Here is a 12,438-nt window from a genome sequence, read left to right as displayed (position 1 = left end):
GGAACCCCTGCGTGTCTGAACTCCACAAGTTTCTCTTCGATGGCCTGCCAGTGCGCGGCATGATCGTGCGCCTGACCGATGCCTGGACCGAGATCCTGCGCCGCCGCGCGGGCAATACCGGCACCGGCGCCTACCCCGCCCCGGTGAGCGAGCTGCTGGGCGAGATGGCCGCCGCCGGCGTGCTGATGCAGTCCAACATCAAGTTCAACGGCGCGCTGGTGCTGCAGGTGTTTGGCGACGGCCCCGTGAAGCTGGCCGTGGCCGAGGTGCAGTCGGACCTGAGCCTGCGCGCCACCGCCACGGTCAACAGCGAGGTGCCCGAGGGCGCGCCGCTGAGCCAGATGGTGAACGTGGGCGGCGGTGGCCGCTGCGCCATCACGCTCGACCCCAAGGACCGCCACCCCGGCCAGCAGCCCTACCAGGGCGTGGTGCCGCTGTATGGCGACCGGCACGAGAAGCTGGAACGCCTGTCGGATGTGCTGCAGCACTACATGCTGCAGTCCGAGCAGTTGGACACCATCCTGGTCCTGGGCGCCAACGAACAGGTGGCCGCGGGCCTGCTGATCCAGCGCATGCCGATCAAGGGCGAGGGCAACCTGGCCGAGGGCCTCACCCACCGCGAGAACGAAGACCAGATCGGCCACAACGAGGACTACAACCGCATCGCGCACCTGGCTGCCAGCCTGACGCGCGAGGAGCTGCTGACCCTGGACGTGGACACCATCCTGCGCCGCCTGTTCTGGGAGGAAAAGCTGCTGCGCTTCGAACCCCAGCAGGGTGCCAGCGGCCCGCGTTTTGCCTGCACCTGCAGCCGTGAGCGCGTGAGCAACATGCTGCGCAACCTGGGCAGCGAAGAGGCCGAGAGCATCCTGTCCGAGCGCGACGACATCGAGGTCGGCTGCGAATTCTGCGGCCAGCAGTACCGTTTCGACGCCGTGGACGCCGCGCAGATCTTCGTGCCGCCGTCCTCCAGCCAGCCGCCCGGGCCGAGCGGGATCCTGCAGTAGCCCGCCGCGCCGGCTGACCATCGTTGACAATCGCCCGCCGCCATCGCGCCTAAGATCGGCGCTCTCCACACGGCCCCGGGCGTTGCCGCCCGCGATGTCCGCCGGTCGCCGTGCACTCGGGGTGCGCGTGCGCCGCCTGTCCGTGTGGCGCAGCAAGAGGGGCTATGGATTTTTTTCGTCGTGTATTTGGCGCCCGCGTGCGGGAGGCCGGGCCGTCGCTGGAGCTGTGCGACAGCGGCAGCGCAGGGGCACAGGATTCGCAACGCGCGGACACCGTGCTCGCGGCCCTCGACATCGACGCAGCCATCAATGCCCACGAACGCTGGAAGGCGCACCTCATGGACTACCTCGAAGGGCGCACCACCCAGGGCCTGGACCCTTCGGAGGTGCGACGCGGCGACCGTGGCGCGCTGGGGCGGTGGCTCCATGGCGTGGGCGGTGAACTGCTGGGCGACCAGCCCGCCTATGCCGTGCTGATGGCGCGCCACCAGTATTTTCACGAACAGGCCGCAATGCTGGTGGCACTGGCCCAGCAGGGCGAATGGGACAAGGCCGTGCAGGTGCTCAACGGCGGATACCGCTACGGCTCCAGCCAGGTCGTGCTGCTCCTCAAGGAACTCAAGCGCGGCCTGGTGCAGCAGCCACTGCCCTGACGGAATGGCCGGATGGCGGGTCAGGCGCCGCGGGCGTTCCGGCCGGTCAGGGCGGTGAACAGGCGGTGCTCGCACTCCGGATCGCTGCACTTCTCGCAGTTCCAGGCGCGCAGGCGTGCCGTGCGCGCGGGCCGAGCAGCCGGTGTGGGTGCAGAAGTGCTGCCGGTACTCCACAGACTGGCGTCCGGAGCCATGTTTTTGATGGCGTTCAGCGCATTGGCGAGCCGCTGATCGCCATGGCCATACACCACCTGATAGCCCATCTCCCGCTGGGCGAGGTCCGTGCGCAGGCTTGCATCGGCGGCTTCCTGTTCGGGCCGGTCGCGCGCGGGGCAGGGCAGATCGAGCCCCATCAGCAGCACGTGGCGGGTGGCATCGGCCTGGCCCGGAGAGTGCAGGCCGCCCAGGTCGTGGCTCCACAGAATGCGCACCGCCCCGGGGGGCAGGCGTTCCTGCAGCGCGGCGGCCAGCGCCTGCGCGCCGGTGCCGGGCGCGCCGAGCAGGACAACGAGGGTGGGCTGGGACGGCACGATGACAGGAGGGCGAGAGGTGGAGATGTGGAGAGGAGGGGGGCACCCCCCTGTCCAAGGCCGGGGCCGGGATAGCGCCGCGGTGGCCGCGGCTCAGCGCGGCGTGAACTGCACGTAGACCTCGTTGGGCTTGACCATGCCCAGCTCGCTGCGTGCCTTTTCTTCCACCATGTCGAGCCCTTCCTTGAGGTCATGCACCTCGGAGGACAAGCGTTCGTTGGCCTGCCGGGCCTGGTCGTTGGCCGCCTTCTGCACGTCGATCTGCCGCTGCATCTCGTTGACGCGCGGCACGCTGCCCCGCCCGAGCCAGAGCTGGGCGTGCAGTGCTGCGAGCAAGGCCAGCAGGATGACGGGAACAATGCGGGAGACCATCGCTTACCCCTTGGCGTGGGGTTTTGCCACCGGGCCGCCCCAAGGCAACACGCGGCCCCCTGGGGAGGCAGGGAGCCACAGGCAGTGGGCGACCGTGGGGGCCATTACTTCAGGTTATAGAACGCAGCGCGGCCGGGGTAGTGCGCGATCTCGCCCAGGTCTTCCTCGATGCGCAGCAGCTGGTTGTACTTGGCGATGCGGTCCGAACGCGACAGCGAGCCGGTCTTGATCTGGCCCGCATTCGTGCCCACGGCGATGTCGGCGATGGTGCTGTCTTCGGTTTCGCCCGAGCGGTGCGAGATCACGGCGGTGTAGCCGGCGCGCTTGGCCATCTCGATGGCGGCGAAGGTTTCGGTCAGCGTGCCGATCTGGTTGATCTTGATCAGGATCGAATTGGCGATGCGCTTGTCGATGCCTTCCTTCAGGATCTTGGTGTTGGTCACGAACAGGTCGTCGCCCACCAGCTGCACCTTGTCGCCCAGGCGTTCGGTCAGGTGCTTCCAGCCATCCCAGTCGCCTTCGTGCATGCCGTCTTCGATGCTGATGATGGGGTACTTGTCCACCCAGGCCGCCAGCATGTCGGTCCATTGCTGGGCGGTGAGCTTCAGGCCGCCTTCGCCTTCGAGCACATACATGCCGTCCTTGTAGAACTCGCTCGCGGCGCAGTCCAGGCCCAGGGCGATCTGCTCGCCCGCCGTGTAGCCAGCGGCTTCGATGGCTTGCAGGATGAGGCGGATGGCCGCTTCGTGGTTCTCGACGCTGGGGGCAAAGCCGCCTTCGTCGCCCACGGCGGTGCTCATCCCCTTGTCGTGGATGATCTTCTTGAGCGCGTGGAACACCTCGGCGCCCCAGCGCACGGCTTCGCGGAAGGTCGGTGCGCCCACGGGGATGATCATGAACTCCTGCAGGTCCAGGCTGTTGTTGGCGTGCGCGCCGCCGTTGATCACGTTCATCATGGGCACGGGCAACTGCACGCTGCCCATGCCGCCCAGGTAGCGGTACAGCGGCAGGCCGGACTCTTCGGCGGCGGCGCGGGCCACGGCCATGGAGACCGCCAGCATGGCATTGGCGCCCAGGCGGCTCTTGTTCTCGGTGCCGTCGAGGTCGATCAGGGTCTTGTCCAGGAAGGCCTGTTCGGAGGCATCCAGGCCCAGCACGGCTTCGCTGATCTCGGTGTTGATGTGCTCCACGGCCTTGAGCACGCCCTTGCCCAGGTAGCGGCTCTTGTCGCCATCGCGCATTTCAATGGCTTCGCGGCTGCCGGTGGACGCACCGGAAGGCACGGCGGCACGGCCCATCACGCCCGATTCCAGCAGCACGTCGCATTCGACGGTGGGGTTGCCGCGGCTGTCCAGCACTTCGCGGCCTACGATGTCAACAATGGCACTCATGATTTTCCTTGAGGTTTTTGAAATTCATTCAGACGGGCAGGACGGGCTTTGCTTGTTGAGGCCAAATGGCAAAATGGCCGCTTGGGCGCGTCTGTAGTCATTTTATGCTACTGATTTGATAGTGAATCAGCCTGCAGGTACGAACCGGGTACAACCCGACCGGCGTGAGCTGGCCGCCGCGTATCAGACGCCCTCGACGCACACCATGCGCATGATGGCGGCGCCTTCGCGGGCGGCCTTGGCTTTCTGGTACTCGGGTGTGTCGTAGAAGGCGCGCGCGGCCTCGAAGCTGGGGAACTTGAGCAGCACGGTGCGGCCGGGGTTCCAGTCGCCCTCCAGCACTTCCACCTTGCCGCCGCGAATGCACACCTCGGCGCCATGCGCCTGCATGGCCACGGTGCTCCACTTTTTGTACTCTTCGTACTGCTCAGGGTTGGTGACGGTGACGGATGCGATGACGTAACCACTGCTCATGTCTCAGGCTCCAAAGTTGTTTTCGAGGAATCCATTTTTCTTGGTGATGTCGTCCAGCGCCACCAAGGTCTCCAGCAGCGCCTTCATGTGCTTCAAAGGCACTGCATTGGGGCCGTCCGACCAGGCCTCGGCGGGCCGGGGGTGGGTTTCCATGAAAAGGCCCGCCACGCCCACGGCCACGCCGGCACGCGCCAGCACGGGCACCATGTCGCGCGCACCACCGCTCACGGCGCCCAGGCCGCCGGGCTTCTGTACCGAGTGGGTCACGTCGAACACCACCGGCGCGCCGGAGTTGCGCATCTCGGCCAGGCTGGTCATGTCGGCCACGAGGTTGTTGTAGCCAAAGCTCACGCCGCGCTCGCAGGCCAGGAAGCGGTCTTCCGAGAGGCCGGCTTCCTGCGCGGCCGCGCGGGCCTTGTCGATGACGTTCTTCATGTCCCAGGGCGCGAGGAACTGACCCTTCTTGATGTTCACCGGCTTGCCGGACTGCGCCACCGCGCGGATGAAGTCGGTCTGGCGGCAGAGAAAGGCCGGGGTTTGCAGCACGTCCACCACGCTGGCCACCTCGGCCACGTGCGAGGTGTCGTGCACGTCGGTCAGGATGGGCAGCTGCAGCTGGCGGCGCACTTCATCGAGGATCTTCAGGCCCGCCTCCAGCCCCACGCCGCGCTTGCTGCTGCCGGACGAGCGGTTGGCCTTGTCGAACGAGCCCTTGTAGATCAAGGGGATGCCCAGCGCCGTGCAGACCTCCTTGAGCTGGCCCGCGACGTCCAGCGACATCTGCTGGCCTTCGATGGAGCAGGTGCCCGCGATCAGGAAAAAGCGCTGGTCCAGGCCGACATTGAATCCGCACAGCTGCATAGGTCTCCAATCAGGCTTTAGTAGCCGCTTGCTGGTGTTCGACGGCCGCCTTGATGAAGGCGTTGAACAGAGGGTGGCCGTTCCACGGCGTCGACTTGAACTCGGGGTGGAACTGCACGCCGATGAACCAGGGATGCACGTTGTTCGGCAGCTCCACGATCTCGGTGAGCTGTTCGCGCTGGGTCAGCGCGGAGATCACGAGGCCCGCCTTGCGCAGCTGGTCCAGGTAGTTCACGTTGGCTTCGTAGCGGTGGCGGTGGCGCTCGGTCACCACGTCGCCATAGATGCTGTGGGCCAGTGTGTTGGCCGACACGTCGGAGCTTTGCGCGCCCAGGCGCATGGTGCCGCCCAGGTCGGAGTTCTCGTCGCGCTTCTTGATGGTGCCGTCGGCGTCCTTCCACTCGGTGATCAGGGCGATCACGGGGTGGGGGGTGGTGGCGTCGAACTCGGTGCTGTTGGCGTTGGCCAGGCCCGCCACGTGCCGGGCGTACTCGATGGTCGCGACCTGCATGCCCAGACAGATGCCCAGATAGGGCACCTTGTGCTCGCGGGCGAACTGGGCGGTGGCGATCTTGCCTTCCACGCCCCGCACGCCGAACCCGCCGGGCACCAGGATGGCGTCGTACTTGGCGAGCTTGGCGGCGGCATCGGCGCCATCGATGGTCTCCGAGTCGACGTGGTCGATCTTCACGCGCACATGGTTGCGCATGCCGGCGTGGCGCAGGGCCTCATTGACGGACTTGTAGCTGTCCGACAGGTCCACGTACTTGCCCACCATCGCGATGGTGACTTCGCCTTGCGGGTGCTCGGTTTCATGCACCAGGTCGTCCCAGCGCTTGAGGCTGGTGGGCGGGGTGTTCAGGCGCAGCTTGTCGCAGATCAGGCCGTCCAGGCCCTGCTCGTGCAGCATGCGCGGCACCTTGTAGATGGTGTCCACGTCCCACATGCTGATCACGCCCCACTCGGGCACGTTGGTGAACAGCGAGATCTTGGCGCGCTCTTCCTCGGGAATGCGCCGGTCGGCGCGGCACAGCAGGGCATCGGCCTGGATGCCGATCTCGCGCAGCTTCTGCACGGTGTGCTGGGTGGGCTTGGTCTTGAGCTCGCCGGCCGCTGCGATCCAGGGCAGGTAGGTCAGGTGCACGAACGCCGCGTTGTTGGGGCCCATGCGCAGGCTCATCTGGCGCACGGCTTCCAGGAACGGCAGCGACTCGATGTCGCCCACCGTGCCGCCGATCTCGACGATGGCCACATCCACGGCATCGGGCGTGCCGATGCCGGCGCCGCGCTTGATGAATTCCTGGATTTCGTTGGTGACGTGCGGGATGACCTGCACGGTCTTGCCCAGGTAGTCGCCGCGGCGTTCCTTCTCCAGCACGGACTGGTAGATCTTGCCCGTGGTGAAGTTGTTGGTTTTCTTCATGCGCGTTTCGATGAAACGCTCATAGTGGCCGAGGTCCAGGTCGGTTTCTGCGCCGTCGTCGGTCACGAACACCTCGCCGTGCTGGAACGGCGACATGGTGCCCGGATCTACGTTGATGTAGGGGTCAAGCTTGATGAGGGTGACTTTGAGTCCCCGCGATTCGAGGATCGCGGCAAGGGAGGCTGAGGCGATTCCCTTACCGAGGGAAGACACCACACCGCCGGTGACGAAGACAAATTTGGTCATGTCTTTTTTGGTGGTGGGAAATTGGGATTATAGATGGGCCCCCGTCAGCCCCTCGCAGCCATGGGACCATACCGTCTGCTAAATTCGCCGCATGAATGAGCTTGCTGGCAAACACATTGTTCTGGGTCTGAGCGGGGGCGTGGCTTGCTACAAGGCAGCCGATCTGTGCCGCCAGCTCATCAAGGAGGGCGCCACCGTGCAGGTGGTGATGACCGAGGCGGCCGCGCAATTCATCACGCCGGTGACCATGCAGGCCCTGTCGGGGCGGCCCGTCTACGGCTCGCAGTGGGATGCGCGCGAGCCCAACAACATGCCGCACATCAACCTCAGCCGCGAGGCCGATGCGATCCTGATCGCGCCCTGCAGCGCCGATTTCATCGCGCGGCTGGTGCAGGGCCGGGCCGACGAGTTGCTGAGCCTGCTGTGCCTGGCACGCCCCATCGACCGCGTGCCGCTGCTGCTGGCCCCAGCCATGAACCGCGAGATGTGGGCCCACCCCGCCACAGGGCGCAACCTGGCCCAGGTGGCCAGGGACGGCGCCCGCGTGCTGGGCGTGGGCAATGGCGACCAGGCCTGTGGAGAAACCGGCGATGGCCGCATGCTGGAGCCTTCAGAGCTGCTCGAGGAACTGGTTGCTTTCTTCGCGCCCAAGGTGCTGGCGGGGCGCAAGGTGCTGGTCACCGCCGGACCGACCTTCGAAGCCATCGATCCGGTGCGCGGCATCACCAACCTCTCCAGCGGCAAGATGGGTTTTGCCATCGCCCGCGCGGCGCGCGAAGCGGGGGGCGATGTCACGCTCGTGGCCGGTCCCGTGCATCTGCCCACGCCGCGCGGGGTGCAGCGCCTGAATGTCCAGTCTGCACAGGAAATGCTGGCAGCGGTTGAAGGGCAAGCGCACGATGCTTCTATTTTCATAGCAACGGCGGCGGTGGCAGACTGGCGGCCTGCTGCGCCGTCCACACAGAAGATCAAGAAAGACGGCTCCGGCCAGACCCCCACCCTGGGCTTTGTGGAGAACCCCGACATCCTGGCGGGCGTGGCGCGGTCGCCGCGTGCGCAGGCGGGCCAGCTGTACTGCGTGGGATTTGCCGCCGAGAGCCACGATCTCCTGGCCCATGCCACGGCCAAGCGTGCGCGCAAGGGGGTGCCGCTGCTGGTGGGCAATATCGGGCCCGCCACCTTCGGACAGGACGACAATGCCCTGCTGCTCGTGGATGCCGATGGGCACCGCGAGCTGCCCCGCGCGTCCAAGCGGGTGCTGGCGCGGCAGCTCATCGAGGACATCGCGGCGCGGTTGCCGCCATCGGATTCGTGACGTTCGTTTCCCCGGAGGTTGTATGAAAACTGGCTCCACCAAGCCTGAATGGGACACGCCGCCCGACGGCGACTTTGCGCGCTATGTGGAGCGGCTGACGGCGCCGGCCCCGTCCAGGACGGCGCAGGTCCTCTCTCCGGGGGCCACCGGCCCTGCGCCATCGGTGTCCGCGGGCGGCTCCCGGTCGACCCCCCGCGCCGGTCCGCCCGATCTCGCGCAGGCGCTCGGGCCCCTGATGGGCGTGCTGCGAACCGTGCGCGTGGTGCTGTTGCTGCTCATCGCCGCGCAGGGGATCGCGCTGTTCCTGTTCAGCCAGGGGTCCTTGGCCGGCCTGGTCGCCATGGCGGCCATCTGGTGGGCGCTGGGCTGGCTGATGGATGCGGCGCCCAGGGCCATTTCATCCCCAGGCGCCGCGCCAGGCGTGCAACCATTGCAAGAGCGACTGCGGCAAGTGGCCCAGCAGCGCAAGACAGGAAAGAAGAAGTAGTGAAGATCGATGTCAAGATTCTGGACCCGCGCATGGCGGATCAACTCCCCTCCTATGCCACGCCCGGCAGCGCGGGCCTGGACCTGCGGGCCTGCCTGGACGCGCCGCTGACCCTGCAGCCGAACGCATGGCAGCTGGTACCCACGGGCATCTCCGTGTACATCAAGGACCCGGGATATGCCGCGCTCATCCTGCCGCGCTCGGGCCTCGGCCACAAGCACGGCATCGTGCTGGGCAACCTTGTCGGATTGATCGACAGCGACTACCAGGGCCAGCTCATGGTGAGCGCCTGGAACCGCAGCGGCACGGCATTCACGCTGGAGCCGATGGAGCGGCTGGCGCAACTGGTGATCGTGCCGGTGGTGCAGGCGCAGTTCAACGTGGTGGCCGAGTTCGCGGCGACCCAGCGGGGAGAGGGCGGCTACGGGTCCACCGGCAAGGCCTGAAGGGGCGGGTCCCTCTGGCCTGGGAGCTGGCGCCTGTCAGACACGGCTTACTTTTCGAAGGGTCTGTTACGGACAGGGCCTCAGCCCCTTGTCCACGCGACAAGCCCCTTGCGCGTTGTTCCAATCAAGGCATGCGTACCCGGACCGGATTGTCGGACCATGCGCCAGCCCCTGACTTTAGGAGATTGAAAAATGCTGCAATTTAAGCGTTCGTTTGCCATTGTGGGCGCCGTTGTCCTCGCGGGATCCCTGGCGGCCTGCGGCCACAACCGGTCGGCCCCCCAGCCCCAGTATTCGGGAGGCTATTCGGGCGGATACCAGTCTGCGCCCGCCTACCCGAACAACCCGGCGGGCACCGAGTATGGCCGTGTGTCGAACATCGAAGTGCTGCAGGGCCGCTCGCAAGGGCAGACCTCGGGCGCGGGCGCCGTGCTGGGCGCGGTCGTGGGCGGGGTCCTGGGCAACCAGATCGGCAAGGGTTCCGGCCGCGCGGCGGCCACTGGCGTGGGCATCCTGGGCGGTGCCGTGGCAGGCAATGCCATCGAAGGCCGCAACAACAGCCAGGAATATGCCCAGGGCTATCGGCTCTCTGTCCAGCTGGACCAGGGCGGCTATCGTGCCTACGACGTGAGCAGTCCGGGCGATCTGCGCATCGGCGACCGCGTGCGCCTCTACAACGGCCAGATTTCGCGCCTGTAAACCGAACCCCGCAGCCGCCACCGCGGGAATCCTGAGCTGTTCAGGATTCCCGGGCCTGGCTCACCCGCTCAATCAATGCAGCAGGGAGCCGCCGGGCGCCTGCGGCTGTACCCGAAAGAAGCCGGTGCCCGCGGTGCCCCGGCCAATCTCATCTTCCGTGGCTTCGCGCACGGCCTGCACCGTCAGCTGCAGCCGCAGGGCGATGCCCGCGAGCGGGTGGTTGCCGTCCAGAACCACGTGCTCTGGATAGATCTCCGTCACGGTGTACAGCCCGCTGCGCGGTGCATCGGGGTTGCAGCCCTCCGGCAGGGCCATTCCATCAAACGTCATCCCTTCTTCCAGCTCCGCCGGAAACAGGGACCGGGGTTCCAGAAAAAGCAGTTGATCGTTGAAGTCGCCAAAAGCGTCCTCGGGTTCCAGGTGCAGAGCCAGCGTGGCCCCCGGGCCGTGGCCTTGCAGGGCTTCCTCGATGCGCGGCAGCAGGTCGTCGCCCCCTACCAGGAACTCCACGGGGTCATCGAGAACATCCAGTTCTTCGCCAAGGGTGTCTTTGAGCGTCCAGGTCAGTGCGACTACGCATTGTTGGGTAATTTCCATAGGAGAATTGTCGCAGTTTGACCAATGCCTCCGCAAAGGAGCGCCACTCTCCCATGGATATCCAGCAACCCCTTTCCCTGCTCGGCGGCATGACCCCCGCGCAATTCATGCGCCGCCACTGGCAGAAGAAGCCCTTGCTGGTGCGGCAGGCCATCGCGCAGTTTTCGCCGCCTGTACTGCGTGCCGAGCTTTTTGCGCTGGCTTCCCAGGAGGGGGTGGAGTCCCGCCTGGTGCAGTTGGCCAAGGGCGCCTGGAAGCTGCGCCACGGACCGTTCAACCGCCGCGCCCTGCCGGCGCTGCAGCAGCCCGACTGGACCCTGCTCGTGCAAGGGGTGGACCTGCACAACGACGCGGTGCACGCGCTGATGCAGCAGTTCCGTTTTGTGCCCGAGGCGCGCCTGGACGATCTCATGATCAGCTATGCCGCCGACGGCGGGGGCGTGGGTCCGCATTTCGACAGTTATGACGTCTTTCTGCTGCAGGCCCACGGAAAGCGGCGCTGGCGCATTGGCCGCCAGAAGGACTTGTCGCTGCGCGATGACATTCCGCTGAAGGTGCTGGCCCACTTCGAGCCGGAAGAGGAGTTCGTTCTCGAGCCTGGCGACATGCTCTACCTGCCGCCCCGCTATGCGCACGACGGCATCGCCGAAGGCGAATGCATGACTTATTCGATAGGCTTTCGGGCGCCGGCCCGTGCCGAGCTCGCGCAGGAGCTGCTGGTGCGTCTGGCGGAGGATGCAGGCGATGAAGAGGGCAGTCCCTTGCTGTACCGCGATGCGCAGCAGGCGGCGGTTGCCCAGCCCGCCGCCATTCCGGCGGGGCTGCACGATTTCGCGCGGACCGCTCTGGCCCGCGCCTTGGCGCAACCCCTGGTGCTGGAGCGTGCGCTCGGGGAATATCTGACCGAGCCCAAGCCCAGCGTATGGTTCGAGCCCGGGGACGCGGGCGTGATGCTGGAAGGCGTGCGCCTGGATCGCCGCAGCCGCATGATGTATGACACCCACCATGTGTTCATCAACGGCGAAAGCTACCGTGCCGCGGGCCGCGACGCGACGCTGATGCGCCGCCTGGCGGACGAACGCCAACTGACTGCCCGCGAACTCGCGCGCGCGAGCGACGATGCGCTCGAGCTGCTGTCGTCCTGGTGCGATGCCGGCTGGGCGCATGCATGGGCTGAAGGCTGAAAAGACTGGTGCATCCCAAGGAGACGCTCCCATGACCGAGGCTTCCTCCATCCCCGCGGATCCGCTGCGTGAACTGCCGTCCGGGCGGTTCAGCGGCCGTGAGGCGTTTCAGCAACTGGTGCGCGACGCGATGGCCACGGCCGCACGCGACGGGTGGCCGGAAATCGTGATCAGCGACGCGAACTTCCACGACTGGCCGCTGGGTGAGCGCAGCGTGGCAGAAGCCCTTCAGCACTGGGCGCACGGGAGCCGGCGCTTGACGATGCTGGCGTGCAGCTATGACGATGTGGTTCGCCGCCACGCCCGTTTTGTGCGCTGGCGCGGTACCTGGGACCACATCATCACGTGCCGCCGCAGCCCCGCGGCGGACCCGCTCGATATCCCCAGCGCGTTGTGGTCCCCGCAGTGGGTGCTGCAGCGCCTGGACCCCGAGCGGTGCGTGGGCGTCACGGGCAGCGAACCCGATCGGCGGGTGCTGCTGCGCGAGAATCTCAACGAGTGGGTGCGTGGCAAGAGTTCACCCGGTTTTCCCGCCTCGACCCTGGGTCTGTAGATGAAATACCTGCTTTGCGCCGTGTCAATGGGGTGTAAAGCTTTCGTCAGTGTTAGTCAGTATTGACTAAATACCAATATAATTAGCGGCTGCGCCGAAAAGGTGCAAGCCAAAGCGCATTGTGCCGACGCGTTCCGAGGCTTCCAGGAGCCCGACGCCGCGGCTTTTCAAGATTCTGTCTGTCCAACTAGGAAAATCGA

General features: G+C 66.4%; 15 protein-coding genes. 8 read left to right on the top strand and 7 right to left on the bottom strand.

Annotated features, from left to right (window positions below; all coding sequences use genetic code 11):
- Positions 1-11 precede the first annotated feature (11 nt).
- Both KW843_RS12485 and KW843_RS12480 read left to right on the top strand, forming a co-directional pair.
- The gene (locus tag KW843_RS12485; RefSeq protein WP_218295468.1) at positions 12-1,007 is read left to right on the top strand and encodes an Hsp33 family molecular chaperone HslO; all 996 of its coding nucleotides are present in this window, start codon (positions 12-14) and stop codon (positions 1,005-1,007) included.
- Positions 1,008-1,171: 164 nt separating this feature from the next.
- Positions 1,172-1,660 (top strand): CZB domain-containing protein, encoded by a 489-nt coding sequence (locus tag KW843_RS12480; protein ID WP_218295467.1) that lies wholly within the window; start codon positions 1,172-1,174, stop codon positions 1,658-1,660.
- 20 nt (positions 1,661-1,680) lie between these two features.
- On the opposite strand, the gene KW843_RS12475 is transcribed toward KW843_RS12480, so the two are convergent.
- From KW843_RS12475 to KW843_RS12450, 6 genes are all read right to left on the bottom strand, one after another.
- Complete coding sequence (locus KW843_RS12475) at positions 1,681-2,190, bottom strand: hypothetical protein (protein ID WP_218295466.1); 510 nt, start codon at positions 2,188-2,190, stop codon at positions 1,681-1,683.
- Positions 2,191-2,283: 93 nt separating this feature from the next.
- Complete coding sequence (locus KW843_RS12470) at positions 2,284-2,562, bottom strand: septum formation initiator family protein (RefSeq protein WP_218295465.1); 279 nt, start codon at positions 2,560-2,562, stop codon at positions 2,284-2,286.
- A gap of 104 nt (positions 2,563-2,666) precedes the next feature.
- A complete protein-coding gene (gene eno, locus KW843_RS12465; RefSeq protein ID WP_218295464.1) occupies positions 2,667-3,953 on the bottom strand; it encodes a phosphopyruvate hydratase in 1,287 nt (428 codons plus the stop codon).
- Between the two features lie 183 nt (positions 3,954-4,136).
- Complete coding sequence (locus tag KW843_RS12460; RefSeq protein ID WP_218295463.1) at positions 4,137-4,427, bottom strand: DUF1330 domain-containing protein; 291 nt, start codon at positions 4,425-4,427, stop codon at positions 4,137-4,139.
- Positions 4,428-4,430: 3 nt separating this feature from the next.
- Positions 4,431-5,288 (bottom strand): 3-deoxy-8-phosphooctulonate synthase, encoded by an 858-nt coding sequence (gene kdsA / locus KW843_RS12455; protein ID WP_218295462.1) that lies wholly within the window; start codon positions 5,286-5,288, stop codon positions 4,431-4,433.
- Positions 5,289-5,298: 10 nt separating this feature from the next.
- Entirely contained in the window at positions 5,299-6,957 is a 1,659-nt protein-coding gene (locus tag KW843_RS12450) for a CTP synthase (protein WP_218295461.1), read from the bottom strand.
- Positions 6,958-7,048: 91 nt separating this feature from the next.
- Here KW843_RS12450 and coaBC point away from each other — a divergent pair, with 91 nt between their 5' ends.
- From coaBC to KW843_RS12430, 4 genes are all read left to right on the top strand, one after another.
- Positions 7,049-8,272: a bifunctional phosphopantothenoylcysteine decarboxylase/phosphopantothenate--cysteine ligase CoaBC gene (gene coaBC, locus KW843_RS12445; RefSeq protein WP_218295460.1), complete on the top strand. Its 1,224-nt coding sequence runs from the start codon at positions 7,049-7,051 to the stop codon at positions 8,270-8,272.
- Between the two features lie 22 nt (positions 8,273-8,294).
- Positions 8,295-8,759: a hypothetical protein gene (locus KW843_RS26785; RefSeq protein ID WP_255594724.1), complete on the top strand. Its 465-nt coding sequence runs from the start codon at positions 8,295-8,297 to the stop codon at positions 8,757-8,759.
- Complete coding sequence (gene dut / locus KW843_RS12435; protein ID WP_218295459.1) at positions 8,759-9,205, top strand: dUTP diphosphatase; 447 nt, start codon at positions 8,759-8,761, stop codon at positions 9,203-9,205. Before KW843_RS26785 ends, dut begins: the two co-directional genes overlap by 1 nt.
- Positions 9,206-9,397: 192 nt before the next feature.
- Positions 9,398-9,904 carry a glycine zipper 2TM domain-containing protein gene (locus KW843_RS12430; protein ID WP_218295458.1) on the top strand — a complete coding sequence of 169 codons (507 nt, stop codon included), beginning with the start codon at positions 9,398-9,400 and terminating at the stop codon, positions 9,902-9,904.
- Positions 9,905-9,976: 72 nt separating this feature from the next.
- Here the strand turns inward: KW843_RS12430 and KW843_RS12425 are convergent, their stop codons facing one another.
- Positions 9,977-10,501 (bottom strand): peptidylprolyl isomerase, encoded by a 525-nt coding sequence (locus KW843_RS12425; protein WP_218295457.1) that lies wholly within the window; start codon positions 10,499-10,501, stop codon positions 9,977-9,979.
- Between the two features lie 53 nt (positions 10,502-10,554).
- On the opposite strand from KW843_RS12425, the gene KW843_RS12420 reads away from it, so the two are divergent.
- Positions 10,555-11,685 (top strand): JmjC domain-containing protein, encoded by a 1,131-nt coding sequence (locus KW843_RS12420; RefSeq protein WP_218295456.1) that lies wholly within the window; start codon positions 10,555-10,557, stop codon positions 11,683-11,685.
- 31 nt (positions 11,686-11,716) lie between these two features.
- Positions 11,717-12,238 carry a hypothetical protein gene (locus KW843_RS12415; RefSeq protein WP_218295455.1) on the top strand — a complete coding sequence of 174 codons (522 nt, stop codon included), beginning with the start codon at positions 11,717-11,719 and terminating at the stop codon, positions 12,236-12,238.
- The last annotated feature ends 200 nt before the right edge of the window (positions 12,239-12,438 follow it).

This window comes from Acidovorax sp. sif1233 (genome assembly GCF_019218755.1).
Taxonomy (GTDB): domain Bacteria; phylum Pseudomonadota; class Gammaproteobacteria; order Burkholderiales; family Burkholderiaceae_C; genus Acidovorax.
This window is presented reverse-complemented; position numbering and strand designations above follow the sequence as displayed.